Here is a 19,413-nt window from a genome sequence, read left to right on the forward strand (position 1 = left end):
TGGGGGGGGGGGCGGGGGGGGGGCGGGTCCGGGCGTCGGAGAGGGGGAACCATGGCCCCCGTGTCTCACCATGCGGGAGGTTCTCCGTCGAGGGGTGCACGTTGGTTGAGACGGGGCCCGGATCCCGGCCGTCGGGCGTATCTGGGCGAGTCCTCTCTCCCGGAGGGGCGGGGCACAGGCCCGGCAGACGCCGGGGACGCGAAGAAGCCTCGCCTTCCCGGCCGCGCCGCCCCCTGCACCGCGATGGGCTGGACGGACCCGCCCCTCGCCGGTGCCGCCGGGCGGTCCGAGGGGCGGCGAGGGTGGTGCATCCACCACGCGATCACCCGCGCCCGGACCCGCCCCACCCGCGCCTGGACCCGCCCCACCCGCGCCGCCGCCTCACACCCCGGGGGCCCGCCGCCCGGCTGGGGCCCGGAGCGGGGAACCGGCCGAGCCGCCGACCCGAACCGCGAGGAACCCGGCGTCCGGCAAGCAGGAACAGGGAACCACTCGGCTCTGGCCGTCGCCGCCCATCTCGGTGACCACGCACGCACCGGGCGGCCGACTGATCCGCAGGTAGGGCCGCCGACCTTCCTCGTCGCCGCCTCCTACCCCGCACCCCCACGGCCCGGCGCCCGGCCGGGGCCCGGAGTGGGGTACCTGCCGAGCCGCTGACCTGGACCGCGAGGAGCTGGACCGCGAGGAGCTGGACCGCGAGGAGCTTGTCGCCCGGCAAGCAGGCCCAGGAAACCGCTCGGCTCTCGCCGTCGCCGCCGTTTCCCTTGCACCCCGCTGACCCGCCGGACGGCTGAGGCCTGGAGTGGGGGACCGGCTTCGCCGTCGCTGCCCATCACGGTGACCACGCACGCGCCCGGCGGCCGACCGCGCTACCGCGAGGGCCGCTGGCCTTCGTCGTTGCTTCCATCCGCCCCACACCCCGGTGGCCCGTCGCCCGGCCGGGGCCCGCCAGCGGGGGACCAGCCGAGCCGCCTCCACCCGCACCGCGAGGGGCCCGGTGCCCGGCAAGCAGGCCCGGGGCACTGCCTGGCTCTGGCCGTCGCCGCTAACCACGGCGACCACGCACACGCCGGGCGGCCGACCGCGCTGCCGTGAGGGCCGCCGACCTCCGTCGTCGACCTTTCGCCCCTTCGCCTCTTCCGCTGGGTATTCGTACGGCGACCGACCAGATCAGGTCCGTGGCCTTCGTGACCTGTACGCGTCGATGACGGTGGCCCCCAGGCCGGCCCCTGCTGTGCGGACCACCCGTCCGCCCCGGGCCGTCACCGCCCTGGTGAGCCCGGACGCCGTCCTCCCGGTGAGCCCGGACGCCGCCTCCCCGGCGGAGCTGGACGCCGCTTCACCGACGCCCGGGACGATCAAGGTCACCGTGGCCCCCGCCGCCGCCAGGGCGTCCAGTTCGGCCTCCGTCTTCCCCGCCGTCTCCGGTCGGGGCGGCCAGGCGAACTCCGGTGACCCGTCCCGTCCGATGTGCGCGGTCGGCTCCCCGTCCGTCACCAGCACCACCACCGGTGCCCGCCCCGGATGGCGGCCGAAGTGCTCCCGCGCCAGAAGCAGCGCGTGCTGCACGTTGCTCCCCTGAACCCGCGGCCCGGCCGCTTCGAGCAGGTCCGCCGCGGACAGCGGCCGCGCCGTCTCGTCGAACCCCACCACCCGAACGGCGTCCTGCGGGTACCGGGCGCCGACAAGCGTGTACAACGCCAGCGCCGCCTCCCGCGCCGGGCCGAACAGCCCGCCGCGCACCATCGACGACGACAGGTCCACCAGCAGGCACACCGCCGCCGCCGTGCGCTCCTCGGTCTCGACGGCCCGCAGGTCCTCCGGTGACAGGAGCGGCGAGCCCGGATCGGCCGCCCGGCGCACGACCGCCTCCCGAACCGTGGCCACCGCGTCCAGCGGCGCCGGAGACCCGGGCTCCCAGGGGACCGTGGCCCCCGGGTCCCCGGCCTGCGCCTGTGCCCTGCCCGACGCCCGGTCCTGCGCGCGGCCATGGCCGCCGCTCCGATAGGCCCGCCTCCCCTCGGCCCCGGTGGCCAGGTCGCGCAGCGCCGCTTCACCGAGCTGCCGCACCGCCTGCGGTGTCAGCCGCGGCCGGGAGCGGCCACCGGTGAGCAGCCCGGCGTCGCGCAGCCGGGGCTCGACCTCGGCAAGGCGGCCGACCGCCTCGGCGGCCTCGGGCCCCAGCAGTCGTCCCGCCACCGCAGGGTCGACACCGTCGAGACCATCGACGCCGTCCAAGCCGCCACGACCAGCGAAGCCGCCACCACCAAGGCCGCCTCCGAGCGCCCGCCCCAGCTCGTCCAGCTCGGCCAGCTCCTCGATCAGGTCGACCGCCTCGGCCAACCCCAGCTCCCGGGCGCCGTCCACCTCCGCGAAGGCCTCCCGGACCAGGTCGGGGCGGCGCCGGAGCAGCGCGTCGGCGAGGCGGTCGAGCGCCTCGGCCAGCCCCGCCTCACGGGTGGCCTCGCCGATCAGCCCTTCCAGTTCGGCGCGGCGGTCCGGGCTCAGCGACGACGCGTGCGCCCGCGCGGCGGCGGACCGCCGGGCCAGAGCCTCGGCCAGGTCGTCCAGGTCGCGGGGGTGCTCGGCGAACTCGGGGAAGAAGGCGCCGTGCCCGGCCATGAACCGGTCGAGGTCGACGGGCTCGCCGTGGGCGTCGGCCTCCAACAGCGCGGCGAGCGCCGTCGCCATGGCCGCGACGCGCGCAGGGTCCGACGCCAGTGCCCCCCGCGAACCCTGTACCCCTCGCGCCCTTCGTGCTCCGGGCCAGCCGAGCCGGGCGTCGACGAAGTCGTTCCGCACGTCTTCCAATAGGCGCGCGACCGCCTCCCGGGCCTCGTCCGAGCGCCAGGGGTAGGGCTCGGTGAGCAGGTGGCGCAGGGCGGCGGCCGTGTCGTGGGGGAGCGAGGCGAGTTCGCTCTCCCGGATGCGGGCGTCGTCGGACGGGTCGGCGGCCAGCGCGCGGAGCTCCATCCCGACCGCTCGGTCCAGCTCGGCGCGCGCTCGGCGCAGGACCCCGTCGAGGCCTCCGCGCCGCGCCACCTGTTCACGCCGTTCCTGCACCTGCCGGAGGAGCTCGTCCGTACCCGCCGTCCCTTGTACGCCCTGCCGCAGCAGGTCGCGCAAGGCCTGGTGGGGTCGCTTTCCGGCGAAGACACCGCGACCGAGGCCGCGCAGCGCCCCCGCGGTGTCGAACGGTGGCGCGAGCGGGTCGGGTCCGGGCCGGTAGCGGAGGTAGCGGACCCGGTCCCCGCCGGTCGCCCCGCCGGTCATTCCGACCCCCTGCCGGTCATTCGATCTCCCCGCAGGTCATTCCAGCAGTCCCAGCGATCCCGCCGGTCATCCCGTCGCCCTCACGTCCGGTACACCGAGCGGTCGCCCGCCGGCCCCGGGCCACCGTCCTCCTCATCCCCGAGGTCCGCCTTGGACAGCCTCCGGGTCAGGTACAGCCCCTCCATGGCCAGCTCCAGCGCCGCCGCCGTCTCCCCGGCGGCGGCGTCCGGCCCGTCCGGCGCCCCGTCCGCGCCCGGCAGGGCCCCGCCCCGTGCGGCGCGGTCGGCCAGCACGCCGAGACCCTCCAACGGGCCCACGGACGCGAGCAGGTCGGCCGCGGCCGCCCCCGCCCCCGCCTCGGCGGTGCCGCCGCCCGCGAAGTGCGCCTTCAGCGGCTCCAGCTCCTCCTCGGTGAACCGCTCGCGGAACACCTCGGCCGCCGCCCGCCGCAGCAGGTGGTCCAGCACCTCTCCCTCGCGCCCCTCCTCACCCGGCGCGAACTCGGCCTTCCCGCGCAGCGCCGGGACCGCCGACGCCAGGTCGGCCACCCGCGCGACCGCCGCCTTCTCCCCGGTCAGCGCCGCCCGCCGCTCGGCCGAGGCGGCGGCCGCCTCCACCGCCGCGAGCGCGAACCGGGCCGAGACCCCCGAGCGCGCGTCCACCGACGCCGACCCCCGCACCAGCCGTGCGAACCGGGCCACCACCGCCACCAGGTGCCCCGGGACCAGGACCCGCCCCGCGGGCGCGGCCTCCTGGCGCACCAGCGCCTCCTCGTCCTCGGCCGTCAGCGGGTAGTGCGTGCGCACCTCGGCGCCGAACCGGTCCTTGAGCGGGGTGACGATCCTCCCCCGGTCCGTGTAGTCCTCCGGGTTGGCCGTGGCCACCACCAGCAGGTCCAGCGGGAGCCGCAGCGCGTACCCGCGGACCTGCACCTCCCGCTCCTCCAGCACCCCGAACAGCGCCACCTGCACCCGGGCCGCCAGGTCGGGCAGCTCGTCCAGGCCCAGCACCCCCCGGTTGGCCCGCGGCACCAGCCCGTAGTGCAGCGACGCCGGGTCGTCCAGCGCGGCCCCCTGGGCCAGCCGCACCGGGTCGACGTCGCCGACCAGGTCGGCCACGGACGTGTCAGGGGTGGCGAGCTTCCCGGTGTACCGGTCGCCGCGGTGCCGCCAGACCACCGGCAGGTCCTCGCCGAGCCGCCCCGCCGCCTCCGTGCAGCGCGGGCACACCGGCGCGAAGGGGTCGTCGTTGACCGGGCACCCCTCCACCGCCGGGGACCACTCGTCCAGCAGCCCGGCGACCACGCGCTGGAGCCGCGTCTTGCCCTGCCCGCGTTCCCCCAGCAGCACGATGTCGTGGCGGGCCAGCAGCGCCCGCTCCACCTGCGGCAGCACGGTGGCGTCGAACCCGACCAGCCCGGGCAGGCGCGGCCGCCCGGCGCGCATGCGCTTCAGCAGCGCGCGGCGGACCTCCTCCTTGACGGGCACCGGCGCGCGGCCGGAGTCCCGCAGGGCGCCGAGGGTGGCGGGGAGCGCGTCAGGGGGTGTGAGGGCGGACACGCAGGCGAGTCTAGTGGCGGGGCGGCGTGTGCGGGATCGCCCCAGCCGGGCCGTCTCCGGTGAAATAAGCAGCCTCGGGGGAAGGTTTCACGTCGAGGGGCTGCAAGGATGGTCCCCCGGGCCGGCGCCCCGGCCCGGAACGGACCGACGAGCGATGTGGGGTGCGACCAGTGGCCAGGTTCGGTGATGCGCTTGCGTCGGGCGCCGATCTGGTGAGCGCGGCCGAGAGGGCGGTTCAGGAGGCGGTGCGGTCCCTCGACGGCCCCCCGGACCTCATCTTCTTCTCGGTCTGCGGCACCGACACCGAAGAGGTCGTCCTCGCCGGTGAGCGGGTGATGGGCATGGCCCCCGGGTCGGTGAGCATCGGCTGTACCTCCGCCGGCGTGATCGGCGGCGGCCGCGGCGTGGAGGAGCAGGGCGCGGTGAGCGTGTGGGCGGCGCGGCTGCCCGACGTGGAGATGACCCCGTTCCAGCTGGACGTGGTGCCCGAGGGCGACCACCTGGCGGTGATCGGCATGCGCGAGCCCGACGAGTCCGACCGGGCGGCCCTGCTGCTCGCCGACCCCTACCGCTTCCCGGCCCAGTCGTTCGTGGAGCGCTCCACCGACGCGCTGGGCGGCCTGCCGCTGGTCGGAGGGCTGGCCGACGGCATGGGCGGGAACGGCTCGGTGCGGCTGTTCTTCGAGGGCGAGGTGGTCGACGCCGGCGCCATCGGCCTGCTGCTCGGCGGCGACGGCATCGTGGGCACCATGGTGAGCCAGGGGTGCCGCCCGGTGGGCCCGGCGATGGCGGTCACCGGCGCCGAGGGCAACGTCGTCAGCGGCCTGGCCGGGGTGCCCGCCTATGACCGGCTGGAGCAGCTCATCAACGCGCTGCCGCCGGAGGAGCAGGAGCTGGCGGCCGGGGGCGGGCTGCACATCGGCATCGCCATGGACGAGTACGCCGACCGGCACGAGCAGGGCGACTTCCTGATCCGCTCGGTGGTCGGCGCCGACCCGGACGAGAACAGCCTGACCATCGGCGACACCGTGGACGTGGGGCAGACCGTGCGGTTCCAGGTGCGCGACCGGGACACCGCCGACACCGACCTGCTGGAGCGGCTGGGCTCCTTCGGCGAGGACACCGGAGGGCGTGCGGCGGGGGTGCTGCTGTTCTCCTGCAACGGGCGCGGGGCGTCCATGTTCGGCACCGCCGACCACGATGTGCGGGCGGTCCGCCGGGCGCTGGGCGTGGACGCGGTGACCGGCTTCTTCGCCGCGGGGGAGGTCGGCCCGGTGGCGGGCCGCAACCACGTGCACAGCTATACGGCCTGCCTGCTGGCCTTCGGGGACTAGCGCGTGTTTCTTGGATCATTTTCGGCTCGCGACCACGCCTCTACTGCGCCGGCTGCGCCACCATGGCGAAGCCGGCGCAGTAGGGGCGACGGCCGCTCGCTGATCGAGAAGCCTCCAATGAACACACCCTAGGACCGGCCCGGGGCGGGCCGGGGTTGCAGGGCGCGCGGACGGGCGGGCGGACCGCTGCGGGCCCGCCCCCCGACAGCAGAGGGGCGAGGCCGCCCGTGCCGCCCTGGACCCCTACGCCGCCACCGCCCCTGAACGGAGAGCGGCCCCAGGAGCGGCGGCCGCCGATTCGGGTGGCGATCATGCGCCATTTAAGGGCGGCCATTACGGCCGCCCTCGGCCCCGGCGCGCGTCCCCCGCGCCGTCGGCGCACCTCCGCGCGCCCGGGTGTGCTCCCGGGTGTGCGCTGAAATCGGGCCGCTTGTCCTCCTTTTACCCGGCGCGACCCCCTCTGCGCGGCGTGCCGCGTTCGTCATTCCCTGTCATCGGTTGCTTACTTGTGGCGTCCCCGCTGTGCCGGGGACCGACCGAGATGGGGGAGACATGCCGCGTATCCGGCTCCGCACCGGGGCCCTCGCCGCCGCCACCGGGCTCCTCGGGGCGGTCCTGCTGCCCGCCGCACCACTCGCCGCCGCGCCTCAGGCGCCCGCCCGCCCGTCGGCCCAGGGCTGGATCGAGGAGGACCCCGGCAGCGCCGACCTGCGCCTGGACACCGGCACCGCACCGGATGCGCCGCTCGGCGCCTCGCTGGAGCGCGAGCCCGGCGACGGCCCGGTCGCGCTGGCCACCTTCCCCGCCCGCGACCTCGACCGCGCCGTCGACGAGCTCGACGTGGCCATCGGCGTGTCCGGCCCCGCCGAGGGCTTCGCCGTGGAGGTGCGCGGCGAGCGCGCCGAAGGGGTGTGGGGGGAGTGGGTGCCGGTGGCCGGGTCCTCGCCCGGGGCGGTCGCCGAGGAGCAGGGCGTGCGCGTGCGCCTGCCCTACCCCGCCGACCGCGTCCAGGTGCGGGTCGGCCTGAGCGGGGAGGCCGCCGACGGCGGGTCGGTGCTGGAGGAGGTGCGGCTGCGCCCGGTCGGCGCCGCCGACGCCGGGGCCGGTGACGGGCTGCCGGGCCGGCCGTTCTCCGCGCGGCTGTTCGCCACCCGGATCGGCCTGGTCGGCGGGACCACCGCCAACGGGCACACGGTCCGCGCCGACGACCACTTCGTCGCGCTGCCCTCCCGCCGGGCGCTGGCGCCGCGCGGCTCCGGGGACTACACGGTGCGCGTGTGCGCCGGGGGCGGCGGGGACGGGCGCCGCTGCGCCTACGCGCCGGTGTGGGACGTGGGCCCATGGAACATCAAGGACGACCACTGGAACACCGACCGCCAGATGTGGCGGGACCTGCCGCACGGCACCCCGCAGGCCCAGGCCGCCTACACCGACGGCTACAACGGCGGGCGGGACGGCTTCGGCCGCACCGTGCTCAACCCGGCCGGGATCGACCTGGCCGACGGCACCTTCCGGGACGCGCTGAAGCTGCCCACCAACGCCTGGGTGCGGGTGGACTACCTGTGGACGGGCGGCCCGAGCCCGCGCGCCCGGGTGGCGGTGGCCGACGCCGGGGACCCGGTGGTGGTCCGCTCGGGGCCGGGGCTGGACCACCCGGCGACCGGGATGGCGGCCGACGGGGCGCGGGTGGCGGTCGAGTGCCGCAGCGCCGGGGACCGGGTCGAGGGGCCGGCGGGCGCGGCGGCCGAGTGGCTGCGCATCGGCGAGGGCGACTTCCTCCCGGCGGCCTTCGCCGAGGGCGGGGGCGCCGCGCCGGAGTGCGCCCTGCCCTAGCAGGCGAGCGGGCGGACCGGCGGGCGGCCCCTTCCCGGGAACCCGCCTCGGGGGACCCATTCCCGGGAACCCGCCCCCGCAAAGCGGAAGGGGTGGCTCTCGGCCACCCCTTCCGCAATGTACTGCGGGAGGCTAGGCCCCGCCGTAGGGGACGGCGTCGATGATGTCCACCGACAGGCTCTTGCCGTTCGGGAGCGTGTAACTCACCGTCTCCCCGATCCGCTTACCGTTGATCGCGGAGCCCAGCGGCGACTTGGGGGAGTAGACGTCGATCGGCGCGCCGCTCTCCTCCCGGGAGGCGAGGAGGAAGGTGACCTCTTCGTCGTCGCCCTCGAACTTGATGGTGACGGTCATACCGGGACCGACCTCGCCCTCCTTGTGCGGGGCGCTGCCGACGCGCGCGTTGCGGAGGATGTCCTGGAGCTGGGAGATGCGGGCCTCGATCTTGCCCTGCTCCTCCTTGGCGGCGTGGTAGCCGCCGTTCTCCTTCAGGTCGCCCTCCTCGCGGGCGGCTTCGATCTTGTCGGCGATCTCGATGCGACCAGGCCCCGAAAGGTGCTCCAGCTCCGCCTTGAGCCGGTCATACGCCTCCTGGGTCAGCCAGGTGACGTTGTCATCGCGGGTCTCGGTCACGGGAACTCCCTTGGTGCGTCTGAACTACTGCGGTCCACCATCGGCCGCAGCTGAACTTACGAGGTTATCACCGCGTGATCATCACGGAAGAAGCGTTGATTCCCGCCGTTTGCGCACCTTACGGCGCTTTGCCGGCAGGCGCGGTCGGGAATGCGGAGGAATGGTCCGCGCGGTGGTCGGCGGTGTCCGGCGCCGGGGCCGGGGCACACGGGGGCGGTCAGGTCAGGGCGGTCTTGGCGTTCACTTTGCCGTTCCTTGGTCCCTGCAGGACGCCACTTCTACCATCGCGGCACGACGGACCGTCTCGATCTCCGTCGTCACGTCCTGGGTGCCCGCCCCGACCTCGACCCTGCGCTGGCCCACCTCGACGTGCTGGGAGTCGGTGGCGCGCACGACGCACACCGCGGGGCCGCCGCTGTTGGTCTGGAAGGTGATGCTGGCCGCGTCGTCGGACTCGATGCTCCAGGCGATGGTCTGGTTGGCCACACCGGTGTGGTCCCCGTAGCTCATCAGGGCGAACCCCCAGCCGACGGTGAAGACGGCCGCGGCGATGAGGCCGAGGACGAAGAAGACGGGGCGGGCGCCGTGCCGCTTCCCGACCGCGCTCCCGGCGGCGCGCGGGCCGCTGCCGCCGTTGTCGCCGCCGTCGCCTCCGGCGGCGCCGTGCCGCTCGGCGCCGTCGGGCGTGAGGTCAGAGGGGCTCTCGGGCATGCGGGAATCTCCGAACGTAAGGTCTGCGTTGTCTAAGATAGCCCCGCCCAGTGGGGCCCCCGTTCCACCCCCGCCCCCGCATGTCCCCGCACGGGCAGCGCGGCGGGCACCCGGCCGGACCAAGCCGCCGGCCGGGTCTTTTCGAGGAAGCTTCCGCGACTACCCGAGGGGTAACTCCGTTGTCCGAGCGTTTGCGGCTGATGGCCGTGCATGCCCACCCCGACGACGAATCCAGCAAGGGCGCCGCCACGATGGCGCGCTATGTTGCCGAGGGTGCCGAAGTGCTGGTCGTCACACTCACCGGCGGCGAGCGCGGTTCCATCCTGAACCCGGCCATGGACCGGCCCGAGGTCCGCGACAACATCGGTGAGGTCCGGCGCAAGGAGATGGCCGAGGCCCGGCAGATCCTCGGTGTGCACCAGGAGTTCTCCGGCTTCGTCGACTCGGGCCTGCCCGAGGGCGACCCGCTGCCGCCGCTGCCCGAGGGCTGCTTCGCGGTGCAGCCGCTGGAGACGGCCTCCGAGCCGCTGGTGCGGTCGGTGCGCTCCTTCCGCCCGCACGTCATCCTCACCTACGACGACGAGGGCGGCTACCCCCACCCCGACCACATCATGACCAACCGGGTCTCGGTGGAGGCCTTCGAGGCAGCGGGCGACCCGGAGCGCTACCCGGGCACCGGCGACCCGTGGCAGCCGCTCAAGCTCTACTACCACGTGTCCTTCCCGCGGGAGCGCTTCGAGGCGATCTCCGCCGCCCTGGACGAGCGCGGCCTGGACAACCCCTACAAGGACCTGATGAAGCGCTTCGAGGACATGGAGCGCGATCGCAAGACGTGGGAGATCACCACCAAGGTCACGTGTGACGAGTACTTCGACACGCGTGACCGCGCCCTCATCGCGCACGCCACCCAGATCGACCCGGACGGGTTCTGGTTCGCGGTGCCCATGGACATCCAGCGCGCGTCCTGGCCCTGGGAGGACTACCACCTGGCCCGCTCCCTGGTCGACACCGAGATGCCGGAGACGGACCTGTTCGCGGGCGTCCGCGAGACGGTGGGAACATGAGCGGTATGGAGACCGTACTCATGCTCGCCCAGCCCGAGGTGGACAAGTTCACCGTCACCCCGGGCGTGCTGGGCTTCCTGGTGGTGGCCGCGATCGGCGGCGTCCTGTACTTCCTCATGCGCAGCATGACGGGCAAGCTCGCCCACGTCCGCGAGGGCGGATTCGACCAGGCCGCCGAGGCGGCCGCCGACGAGCCGGGGCAGGCCTCCAAGGAATGACCCGCGCAGGCCGCGGCGCCCGAGCGCCGCGGCCCGCCGGCGGGACGTGCCGGTGCCGCTGTCGGTGGGCCGCACCGCCTGCCACGTGTGCCGTGCGACCGTGGACTGTCGCTCCAGGGGCGCTCCGCAGAGCCGATGGCGAGCGGGAGACCGTCCTCTGACGGGGTTCGGAAGTGGAGCGGCGGTTTGGACGGGACCGCGTCCGCCCGAGCCGACCGCTCCTCTCCCCGTCTGCGGCGGAACGGTGGCAGGCCGGGATACAGGTCAGTAGGCGACGGTGATACGGCGGCGGACGGCCTGGCTCTTCTCCAGTTCGTCGGCCAGTGCGACGGCGTAGTCCTCGGCGCTGATGAAGCTGCGGCCGTTCGCGTCGAAGAGGAGTTCGTCGCCGCCGAGCTGGAACCGGGCGGTACGGTCGCCGGGGGCGATCTCGTCCGCCGGTGAGATGTACGTCCAGTCCAGGTCGGTCACCTCGGCGCGCAGCAGCCCCAGGACCTCGCGCTGGGCGAGGGACTCGGCCTTGTAGACCGCGGGGAAGTCGTCGGTGTCGACACGGTCCGCGCCCGATGCGGTCCTGAGGCTGCCGGCGCCGCCGACGACGACGAGTCGCGGCACACCCGCGGTGCGCAGCCCTTCGGCCAGCGCGCGGTACATCGCCAGCAGCGGGGCGGTCGGGTCGGAGCCGTCGCGGGGCGGGGAGACGGCCGACACCACGGCGTCGTGACCCGCGGCCGCCTCGGCCACCTGGGCGGGCACGGTGACATCGAGGGCGACGCCCGTCAGTGCGGGATTCGGGGGCAGGGCGTCCGTACGGCCCGAGCGGGTCGCGGCGGTGACCTGGTGGCCGCGGTGCAGCGCTTCCGCTGCCACACGGGAGCCGATCATGCCGGTGGCGCCGATGAGGAGGATCTTCACGGGTGACTCCGTTCGTGCTGGTCGCGTAGGTGGGGTCAGCGCCGGATCTCGAAGGTGACCTTCGCCTCCTCCATCGACTCCTGCAGGACGCGCACCTCTCCGGAGGCGTTCTTGTACTCGCCGGTGCCGCCCGTGATGGCGAACTTCTCGTCGAACACGGGACCGGAGTCGGAGAGCTGCGCGGTACCAGCCGTGGTGATCTTGCCGTCGGGCAGCTCATAGACGAAGGTCAGCATTTCGGAGGTGCGCGGCTCGGCGTCGGTGGAGATGCCCACGAAGCTGCTGGTGCCCAGCTCGTTGCCGTCGGAGTCGGTGAGGTCGGCGGTCCCGATCAGCTGGTCGCCGAGGGCGGAGTCGTCCGGGGCGACGTCGACCAAGTTGACCGCGGTGCCCGTCTCGACCGCCTCGATGGTGATCGTGCGGTGGTGGTATCCGTGCTTGGGAGGGGCGGCGTTCGCCGCGGTGGGCGCCAGGGACAGGCCGAGGGCCAGGGCTCCGGCCGTGGCGGCGGCGACACCGATCGCAGGAAGGACGTGCTTGCGCATGATCGGACTCCGTATCCGTTGGGGGTACCGCATCAAGTATCTGCCGCTGCAGATAATATAGCTGCAGCGGCAGATATTGCAAGAGCAGCTTCTTCGGTTGTTGGCTATCTGGCATCCTGGTGGGATGGACGCGCAACTGCTGCATGACGACGACGTGACGCTCTACGGACTGTTCGTGGAGGCGTTCACGCGTCTCAGGCCCCTCGTGCACCGGGACCTCGGGGTCCCGGACACCTGGTTCGAGGTGCTGTTGCGGCTGGGCCGCACGCCCGGGCACCGGCTGCGCATGACGGATCTGGCGGAGGCCGTGTCCTTCAGCTCGGGGGGGTTCACCCGGCTCGCCGACCGTATGGCGAAGGAGGGGTTGATCCGACGCGACCCCGACCCCGAGGACCGGCGGGCCTCACTCGCCGCACTGACCGACAAGGGCGCTGAGGCGCTCGACCGGGCCCTGGCCGCCCACGTCTCCCAGCTCCACCGTCACGTCACCGCGCCGCTCTCGGTCGAGGACCGTCGCCACCTGGAGCGCATCCTGCGCACACTCCGGGATGCGAACGCGTGAGTCCCGCCGCCGGCTCTCATGAGCCGCGGGGCCGCTCCCGGGCCGTAGTCCTCAGACCGCCGACAGGTCGACGGCGACCGGGAAGGGGACGGACGCCTTGATCGCGCCGGTGTACATCTCGCCGTCCCGGTACGCCTTCATCGCCGGGTCGAGGACGTAGGTGTAGATAATGGGGATGCCGGTGGCCGCCTGCTCGATCCGCCAGTAGAAGGGGATGCCGTACTCGGCGTACTGGCTCACCTTCACGACCCGGTCCGTGGTCTCTGAGCCGGGGGAGACGACCTCGACGACCAGGAGCAGGTGCTCGGGTCGGGTGGGCGTGACGTCGAGGGTGTCCGCCCGGTAGACGGCGACATCGGGGCGGCGGTTGGTCAGCGGGGCGTCCTGGAGGCGGACGTCGAAGTCCGTGTCGGCGTTCCAATCCGGGCCCGCCGCGTCGTCAAGTGCATTGGCCAGGATTCGGGCCAGCCGGTTGTGCCGCTTGGACGCGCTCGGACTCACGACGACCATCCCGTCCACGATCTCGATGCCCGCGCACTGCTCTTCGGACCAGGAGTCGTACTCCTCCGCGCTGATCTGCGAGTGCATCCACGCAGGGGCCATCTCCGCGCCCATGGCGTACCTCCCTCGACCGGCGGTGACCGTCAGGTCCAGCACTGCTCGGTCCAGAGTACTGCCGCTCCCGCGTTCCTGCCGGTACATGCCGCGCCCGCAGTCGAGCACCCGCCCGCAACGGGGCGTGATCCATGTACGCAGCGCTCGGAGCCCCGCGGGCCGCTCGCCGGTGCATGCCGCACCCGCCGTGGGGCAGAGTGGGGACATGTCCAACCGCTTGGCCGATGCGACCAGCCCCTACCTGCTTCAGCACGCTGACAACCCCGTGGACTGGCGCCCCTGGGGCGAGGAGGCCTTCGCCGAGGCCCGCCGCCGGGACGTGCCGGTGCTGCTCTCCGTGGGCTACGCCGCCTGCCACTGGTGCCACGTCATGGCGCACGAGTCCTTCGAGGACCCGGCCACCGCCGAGCGGATGAACGACGGCTTCGTCAACGTCAAGGTCGACCGCGAGGAGCGCCCCGACGTCGACGCCGTCTACATGGAGGCCGTCCAGGCCATGACCGGCCAGGGCGGCTGGCCCATGACGGCCTTCCTCACCCCCGACGGCGCCCCCTTCTACTGCGGCACCTACTTCCCGCGCGACCACTTCAACCGGCTCCTGGAGGCCGTCGCCCGCGTCTGGCGCGAGGAACGCGACGGCGTGCTCGACCAGGGCCGCCGGGTGGTCGACGCGCTCGCCGCCCCCCGCACCCTCGGCGAAGGGCAGCTGCCCGGCGCCGAGGAGGCCGCCGCCGCGGTGGAGGGCCTGGCCCGCGACTTCGACGCCCGGCGCGGCGGGTTCGGCGGCGCCCCCAAGTTCCCGCCGTCCATGCTCTTCACGTTCCTGCTCGCGCACCACCGCCGCACCGGCGACGAGCGCGCGCTGCTCATGGCCCGCACCACCGCCGAGGCCATGGCCCGCGGCGGCATCCACGACCAGATCGGCGGCGGCTTCGCCCGCTACTCGGTCGACGCCGATTGGACCGTGCCGCACTTCGAGAAGATGCTCTATGACAACGCGCTGCTGCTCCGCGCCTACCTGCGGCTGTGGCGCGAGACCGGCGACGTGCTCGCCCGCCGCACCGCCCTGGGCATCGCGGACTGGATGGTCACCGACCTGCTCACCTCCGAAGGCGGCTTCGCCTCCGCCCTGGACGCCGACAGCGAGGGCGAGGAGGGCCGCTACTACGTGTGGTCGCCCGCCGAGCTGGAGCGCGTGCTCGGTCCCGAGGACGGTGCGTGGGCCGCCGGGGTCTTCGGCGTCACCGACGAGGGCACCTTCGAGCACGGCACCTCCGTGCTGCGCCTGCCCGAGGACCCCGACGACCCCGAGCGCTTCGAGCGGGTGCGCCGGGCCCTGCTGGCCGAGCGCGCGCGGCGGGTCCCCCCGGCCCGTGACGACAAGGTGGTCGCCGCCTGGAACGGGCTGGCCGTGGCGGCCCTGGCCGAGGCCGGTGCCCTGCTGGACCGCCCCGACCTCGTGGAGCGCGCGCGTACCGCGGCCCGCCTCCTGGCCGACCTGCACATGGACGGCGGCCGCATCGCCCGCACCTCCCGCGACGGCGCGGTCGGCGCGAGCGCGGGCGTCCTGGAGGACTACGCCGACGCCGCAGAGGGGTTCCTCGCGCTGTTCTCGGTCACCGGCGAGCAGGAGTGGACCGCAGCGGCCGGGCGGCTGCTCGACACCGTCCTGGACCGGTTCACCGACGCCTCCGGCGCCTTCTACGACACCGCCGACGACGCCGAGGCGCTCATCAACCGCCCCCAGGACCCCACCGACAACGCCGTCCCTTCCGGCCGCTTCGCCGCCGCCGGTGCGCTGCTGACCTATTCCGGCCTCACCGGCTCCCAGCGGCACCGGCGCGCCGCCGAGAGCGCGCTGGGACCGGTCGTGCCGCTGGCCGCCAAGGCGCCGCGGTTCGCCGGGTGGGGGCTCGCCGTCACCGAGACCCTGCTCAGCGGCCCCCTGGAAGTGGCCGTCGTCGGCCCCGGGGGCGAAGGCGCCGAGATCACCCGTGAGCTGCACCGCACCGCCCTCATGACCGCGCCGTTCGGCACCGCCGTGGCGCCCGGGGACGGCGGCGCCCCCGACGACCCCGAGGACGCGCCGGTGCCGCTGCTGGCCGGGCGTCCGCTCATCGGCGGCGGTGCCGCGGCTTATGTGTGCCGGGGCTTCACCTGTGATCTACCGGTGCGCGACGCTGTCTCCCTTCAGGAGCGGCTGACGCCCTGACGTTGGCCGGATCCGGCCGCGGCGCGCGGCGGCCGGACGGCCCCACCGTGACATCGGGCATCCACAGTCATAGGAGGGCCGAGCGGCGGCCCACTACGGGGAGCGCGGAGGGGAGCGCCATGGGCAGACGGGCGGTGCCCTTGGCCGTGCCCCTTGCCCTGGTGCTGGTGGCGCTGCTGGCCGGATGCACCGGGCAGGTGCATCTCCGACCGGGCCCGGCCCGCCCGGCCGCCTCCTCCGAGGACGGGTTCGTCCTGCACAAGGGCGATGGGCTGCACGCCGTCAACGACATCAACCTGGTGCTGCCCGAAGGGTGGCGGGCGCTCGGCTCGGACGGCTGCCTGGCGCCGCCCGCCGCCGTCAAGAAGGCCGGAAGGGTGCAGGGGCGGCAGGACGAGCCGGTGCCCTGCCCGCCCGCGGCCATGCGACTGCGCTTCAACGTCAGCGAGCGCGGCGGCATCGGCCGCGGCGACCTCGACTCCGACACCGGGTGGAAGCGCCCCAACGTGGTGTGCCCCGGCTCGGTGGGCCAGGTGGGATCGGCCGTGCCCGGCCTGGTGAAGCGGGAGAACCGGGAGGACTTCGACCTCGTCAGCGGGGAGACCGTCGAGCAGACCGCCTGGCGGCTCAAGTGCGAGGGCGGAAAGCCGTTCGAGAGCCGGCTGTGGCTGGTGCCCGACGCGGACGTGGCCCTGGACGTCGCGATCGTCGACCCGGCCGCCGACTACGACCGCATCGCCCACTCCATGGACCTGTCCCGGTACACCCCCTGAGGGGGACCGACGCGACGCGCTCACGCCGACGCGCGCGTCCCGGCGATCACCTGGTCGACGATGTCGGGGCGCGGGGACGGCTGGCGCACCTCCAGGTAGAGCACCGGGCCGCCGGCGTGCGGGCGCACCGCCGCGGCCGCGAACGACGACCGCCCCGGGCACCGGTCCCACTCCCACACCTCGCCGCCCCAGTGCTCGTCCGAGTACTCCCGCCGCCGGGGCTCCCCCGGGCACGGGCCCGCGTCGATGATCTCCTCCAGCTCCGGGCCGGGCGCCGACCGGCTCACCAGCCCCGCGAACACCCCCGCCGTGCTGCCGCCGTCGCGCCAGGCGTCGGTGTCGGTGGCCGCCAGCAGCCCCGGCTCGTGCCCGCCGACCAGCCCCAGCTGCCGCGGCGACCACCCGTTGGGCTGCAGCTCGTCGGCCCACTCCACGGGGAGGGCCACGCTCACCGACCCGGTCGTGTCGCTCACCCGGCCGAAGGTGAACCCCGGTGCGGCGGCCGCCGCCGGGCTGCACGCGGCCAGCGCCGCTACGACCGCGGCCGCGCCCGCGGTGCGGCGCACCGCCGCGGCGTGCCGCAGACGCCAGGGCACCCCCTCGGGCAGGTCCTGCTCCATCCGGATGGCGCGCACCCGGTCGGTGAAGGTCTGCGCGTCGGCCGGGCGGGCCGACCGGTCCTCCGACAGGGCCGCCATGATCAGCTCGTCCAGCGCGCGCGGGGTGCCCGGGCGCACCCGCCGCGGCGGGACCCGCACCGGCGGAGGCGGCGGCCGCCTCCCCGTGACCAGCTCGTAGGCGACCGCGCCCAGCGAGTACACGTCGGCGCGCACGTCGATGTCGCCGCCCGGCTGCGACTGCTCCGGCGACATGTAGCCGGGGGTGCCCGCCGCCGCGGTGAACCCGGAGGCCCCGTCGATGCTCTTGGCGAACCCCAGGTCGGCCACGAGCACCCGCTGCCCCACGGGGGAGGACTGCAGCAGCACGTTGGACGGCTTGATGTCGCGGTGGATGGTGCCGTGCCGGTGCAGCGCGGTCACCCCCTGGCCGATCTCGGTCAGCAGCCGCAGGGCCTCGTCCAGCGGGAGCGGTCCGCGGGCGACCAGGTCGGCCACGCTGCCCTGGTCGGCGTAGGTCATGACCATGAAGGGCCGCTCGTCGGCGAGCACGTCGAGGTCGTGCACCCGCACCAGCCAGGCCGAATCGGCCTGGCGCAGGATCCGCGCCTCCTCGACGAAGCGCTGGTGCACGTCCAGCTGGTGGGCCCAGTTCTCGGCGAGGACCTTCACCGCGACGGGGGTGTCGAGGAGGTCGTCGTGGGCCAGCCACACGGTCGCGAACGAGCCGGAACCCAGCCTGCGAACGACCCGATATCGGCCGAAGGTGTCCGGTTGCGCCACAGCTACTGCTTTACCAGACCGCACCCCGGCAAACCTGGCGCGCGTGGCCCGCTTCGGCGGGAGCCGGTCCGGGCACCTACGCGTCAGAGTGGAATGTGAACCTCATACCGGGGGGTGCGCGTGTAAGGGAGTAGCAGGGGACGGCGCACCGCCCGGAGCGCCGCCCTCGGAGCAAGGAGCTGAGAGCCGTGGGTAACACCGACAAGGGCACCGCCCCCAAGCGGAGCGCCGCGAAGGTCGACGAGGCCGTCGAGGAGCTGGCCCGACGCGCCCGCGACGGGGACGAGTCCGCGCTGGAGGAGCTGCTGCGCCGCATCCAGCCGGAGGTGCTGCGCCGCTGCGCGCGGTTCCTGCCCTACCGCCAGGACGCCGAGGAGGCCTGCCAGGACGCGCTGCTCCGGGTCGCGCGCAACATCGCCGGGTTCAAGGGCGACTCGCTCTTCACGACCTGGCTGTACACCGTCGTCTCCAACTCCGCCCGGCAGACCTACCGGTCGATGAAGCGCCGCGCCGGCGAGCTTCCCACCGAGGCCGACCGCATCCCCCACCAGCGCGACCCCCGCACCACCAGCGTCATCGCCGGCTCGCGCATCGACCTGCTGGAGGCCCTGGACCGGCTGGAGAAGGAGCGCCCCAACCTGGTCGCCCCCCTGGTCCTGCGGGACCTGTGCCAGATGGACTACAACGAGATCGCCGGGGAGCTCGACATCGCCCTGGGCACCGTCAAGTCGCGCATCCACGAAGGGCGCAAGCACGTGCGCAGGGCGCTCGCCGTGACGTGAGCGGGTAAAGCGCCCTACCCTGGAAGGTAATCCACCCCTCGCGCACCGGGCCGCGCCCTTTGCGCCGCCGGTGCCGCGAGGGCGTCTTCCCCTGCCTTGCTTCCAGCGGCGAAAGGTTGCGTCCCATGGGGCTCCGAGACCCCCTGTACTGGCTCTACGAGCGGCGCCTGGAGCGCAAGCTCGGCGACGCCGAGACCCCCCGCCACGTCGGCGTCATCCTGGACGGCAACCGCAGATGGGCCAAGGCCGGAAGGCTCGGCGACGTCGCGCGCGGCCACGAGGCCGGGGCCGAGAAGATCTTCGACCTGCTGGGCTGGTGCAGCGAGCGGGGCGTCCAGGTGGTCACCCTGTGGATGCTCTCCACCGACAACCTCGGCCGGGCCAGCGATGAGCTGGAGCCGCTGCTGCGCATCATCGAGGGCACCGTCGAGCGGCTGCGGCGCGAGGGGTGGCGGGTCAACCCGCTCGGCGCCCTGGACCTGCTGCCCGATTCGACCGCCCGTGTGATCAAAGAGGCCGGTGCGGCCACATCCGGCAATCCCGGCCTGATTGTGAATGTGGCGGTCGGGTATGGGGGTAGGCGTGAGATCGCCGATGCGGTGCGGTCCCTCCTGCACGAGGAGGCCGCCAAGGGCACCACGATCGAGGAGCTCGCCGAGCGCCTCGATCTGGACCACATCGCCGAGCACCTCTACACCCGCGGCCAGCCCGATCCGGACCTGCTCATCCGGACCTCGGGGGAGCAGCGCCTCTCCGGCTTCCTGCTCTGGCAGAGCGCGCACTCGGAGTTCTACTTCTGCGAGGTCTTCTGGCCTGCCTTCCGCAGAGTGGACTTCCTGCGCGCGCTCCGCTCCTTCGGCGCGCGGAACCGACGGTTCGGCGGCTGAGCCGGCCCCCGCCCCCCTGCCCCCGCGACGAGAGGACCAAAGCCGCTTCACCCGGTGTTCACATGCCGTGTCACCTGGGGGTCTTGCTCTTTGGAGC

The 19,413-nt window shown here is 74.2% G+C and carries 17 protein-coding genes; 9 read left to right on the top strand and 8 right to left on the bottom strand.

Features of this window, described 5'->3' with window-relative positions; genetic code table 11:
- Nucleotides 1-1,170 precede the first annotated feature (1,170 nt).
- Entirely contained in the window at nt 1,171-3,273 is a 2,103-nt protein-coding gene (locus O4U47_RS01330) for a vWA domain-containing protein (protein WP_270675313.1), read from the bottom strand.
- A gap of 80 nt (nt 3,274-3,353) precedes the next feature.
- Nucleotides 3,354-4,832 carry a sigma 54-interacting transcriptional regulator gene (locus tag O4U47_RS01335; protein WP_270675315.1) on the bottom strand — a complete coding sequence of 493 codons (1,479 nt, stop codon included), beginning with the start codon at nt 4,830-4,832 and terminating at the stop codon, nt 3,354-3,356.
- A 170-nt stretch (nt 4,833-5,002) separates the two neighbouring features.
- Between O4U47_RS01335 and O4U47_RS01340 the strand changes: the two genes are divergently transcribed.
- Complete coding sequence (locus O4U47_RS01340) at nt 5,003-6,166, top strand: FIST signal transduction protein (protein ID WP_270675316.1); 1,164 nt, start codon at nt 5,003-5,005, stop codon at nt 6,164-6,166.
- Between the two features lie 552 nt (nt 6,167-6,718).
- A complete protein-coding gene (locus tag O4U47_RS01345) occupies nt 6,719-7,999 on the top strand; it encodes a hypothetical protein (protein WP_270675318.1) in 1,281 nt (426 codons plus the stop codon).
- Nucleotides 8,000-8,131: 132 nt separating this feature from the next.
- Here O4U47_RS01345 and greA read toward each other — a convergent pair whose 3' ends face one another.
- Entirely contained in the window at nt 8,132-8,632 is a 501-nt protein-coding gene (greA, locus tag O4U47_RS01350; RefSeq protein ID WP_017626777.1) for a transcription elongation factor GreA, read from the bottom strand.
- 240 nt (nt 8,633-8,872) lie between these two features.
- Nucleotides 8,873-9,343 carry a DUF4307 domain-containing protein gene (locus O4U47_RS01355; RefSeq protein WP_270675321.1) on the bottom strand — a complete coding sequence of 157 codons (471 nt, stop codon included), beginning with the start codon at nt 9,341-9,343 and terminating at the stop codon, nt 8,873-8,875.
- 200 nt (nt 9,344-9,543) lie between these two features.
- On the opposite strand from O4U47_RS01355, the gene mca reads away from it, so the two are divergent.
- A complete protein-coding gene (mca, locus tag O4U47_RS01360; RefSeq protein ID WP_270675691.1) occupies nt 9,544-10,407 on the top strand; it encodes a mycothiol conjugate amidase Mca in 864 nt (287 codons plus the stop codon).
- A gap of 5 nt (nt 10,408-10,412) precedes the next feature.
- A complete protein-coding gene (locus tag O4U47_RS01365; RefSeq protein WP_270675323.1) occupies nt 10,413-10,625 on the top strand; it encodes a hypothetical protein in 213 nt (70 codons plus the stop codon).
- 264 nt (nt 10,626-10,889) lie between these two features.
- Here O4U47_RS01365 and O4U47_RS01370 read toward each other — a convergent pair whose 3' ends face one another.
- A complete protein-coding gene (locus tag O4U47_RS01370) occupies nt 10,890-11,540 on the bottom strand; it encodes an NAD(P)-dependent oxidoreductase (RefSeq protein WP_270675325.1) in 651 nt (216 codons plus the stop codon).
- A gap of 35 nt (nt 11,541-11,575) precedes the next feature.
- Complete coding sequence (locus tag O4U47_RS01375; protein WP_270675327.1) at nt 11,576-12,085, bottom strand: allene oxide cyclase barrel-like domain-containing protein; 510 nt, start codon at nt 12,083-12,085, stop codon at nt 11,576-11,578.
- 124 nt (nt 12,086-12,209) lie between these two features.
- Between O4U47_RS01375 and O4U47_RS01380 the strand changes: the two genes are divergently transcribed.
- Complete coding sequence (locus O4U47_RS01380; protein ID WP_270675329.1) at nt 12,210-12,647, top strand: MarR family winged helix-turn-helix transcriptional regulator; 438 nt, start codon at nt 12,210-12,212, stop codon at nt 12,645-12,647.
- Nucleotides 12,648-12,698: 51 nt separating this feature from the next.
- Here O4U47_RS01380 and O4U47_RS01385 read toward each other — a convergent pair whose 3' ends face one another.
- Entirely contained in the window at nt 12,699-13,304 is a 606-nt protein-coding gene (locus O4U47_RS01385; protein ID WP_270675330.1) for a Uma2 family endonuclease, read from the bottom strand.
- 163 nt (nt 13,305-13,467) lie between these two features.
- Here O4U47_RS01385 and O4U47_RS01390 point away from each other — a divergent pair, with 163 nt between their 5' ends.
- Nucleotides 13,468-15,474: a thioredoxin domain-containing protein gene (locus O4U47_RS01390; RefSeq protein ID WP_270675331.1), complete on the top strand. Its 2,007-nt coding sequence runs from the start codon at nt 13,468-13,470 to the stop codon at nt 15,472-15,474.
- A 119-nt stretch (nt 15,475-15,593) separates the two neighbouring features.
- On the top strand, nt 15,594-16,247 hold the full coding sequence (locus tag O4U47_RS01395) for a hypothetical protein (RefSeq protein ID WP_270675333.1): 654 nt from the start codon (nt 15,594-15,596) through the stop codon (nt 16,245-16,247).
- Nucleotides 16,248-16,267: 20 nt separating this feature from the next.
- Here O4U47_RS01395 and O4U47_RS01400 read toward each other — a convergent pair whose 3' ends face one another.
- Nucleotides 16,268-17,647 (bottom strand): serine/threonine-protein kinase, encoded by a 1,380-nt coding sequence (locus O4U47_RS01400; protein WP_270675335.1) that lies wholly within the window; start codon nt 17,645-17,647, stop codon nt 16,268-16,270.
- A 188-nt stretch (nt 17,648-17,835) separates the two neighbouring features.
- On the opposite strand from O4U47_RS01400, the gene O4U47_RS01405 reads away from it, so the two are divergent.
- Nucleotides 17,836-18,429 carry an RNA polymerase sigma factor gene (locus tag O4U47_RS01405; RefSeq protein ID WP_270675337.1) on the top strand — a complete coding sequence of 198 codons (594 nt, stop codon included), beginning with the start codon at nt 17,836-17,838 and terminating at the stop codon, nt 18,427-18,429.
- 125 nt (nt 18,430-18,554) lie between these two features.
- Nucleotides 18,555-19,316: an isoprenyl transferase gene (locus O4U47_RS01410; RefSeq protein ID WP_270675343.1), complete on the top strand. Its 762-nt coding sequence runs from the start codon at nt 18,555-18,557 to the stop codon at nt 19,314-19,316.
- Nucleotides 19,317-19,413: the final 97 nt, after the last annotated feature.

This window comes from Nocardiopsis suaedae, assembly GCF_027706745.1.
GTDB lineage: Bacteria > Actinomycetota > Actinomycetes > Streptosporangiales > Streptosporangiaceae > Nocardiopsis_A > Nocardiopsis_A suaedae.

Excerpts from the sequence above, each read along its gene's own strand:
- O4U47_RS01410 (WP_270675343.1), top strand. The coding sequence starts at position 18,555 with ATGGGGCTCCGAGACCCCCTGTACTGGCTCTACGAGCGGCGCCTGGAG.
- O4U47_RS01355 (WP_270675321.1), bottom strand. The coding sequence starts at position 9,343 with ATGCCCGAGAGCCCCTCTGACCTCACGCCCGACGGCGCCGAGCGGCAC.
- O4U47_RS01380 (WP_270675329.1), top strand. The coding sequence starts at position 12,210 with ATGGACGCGCAACTGCTGCATGACGACGACGTGACGCTCTACGGACTG.
- O4U47_RS01330 (WP_270675313.1), bottom strand. The coding sequence starts at position 3,273 with ATGACCGGCGGGGCGACCGGCGGGGACCGGGTCCGCTACCTCCGCTAC.
- O4U47_RS01365 (WP_270675323.1), top strand. The coding sequence starts at position 10,413 with ATGGAGACCGTACTCATGCTCGCCCAGCCCGAGGTGGACAAGTTCACC.
- O4U47_RS01345 (WP_270675318.1), top strand. The coding sequence starts at position 6,719 with ATGCCGCGTATCCGGCTCCGCACCGGGGCCCTCGCCGCCGCCACCGGG.
- O4U47_RS01390 (WP_270675331.1), top strand. The coding sequence starts at position 13,468 with ATGTCCAACCGCTTGGCCGATGCGACCAGCCCCTACCTGCTTCAGCAC.
- O4U47_RS01395 (WP_270675333.1), top strand. The coding sequence starts at position 15,594 with ATGGGCAGACGGGCGGTGCCCTTGGCCGTGCCCCTTGCCCTGGTGCTG.
- O4U47_RS01375 (WP_270675327.1), bottom strand. The coding sequence starts at position 12,085 with ATGCGCAAGCACGTCCTTCCTGCGATCGGTGTCGCCGCCGCCACGGCC.
- mca (WP_270675691.1), top strand. The coding sequence starts at position 9,544 with ATGGCCGTGCATGCCCACCCCGACGACGAATCCAGCAAGGGCGCCGCC.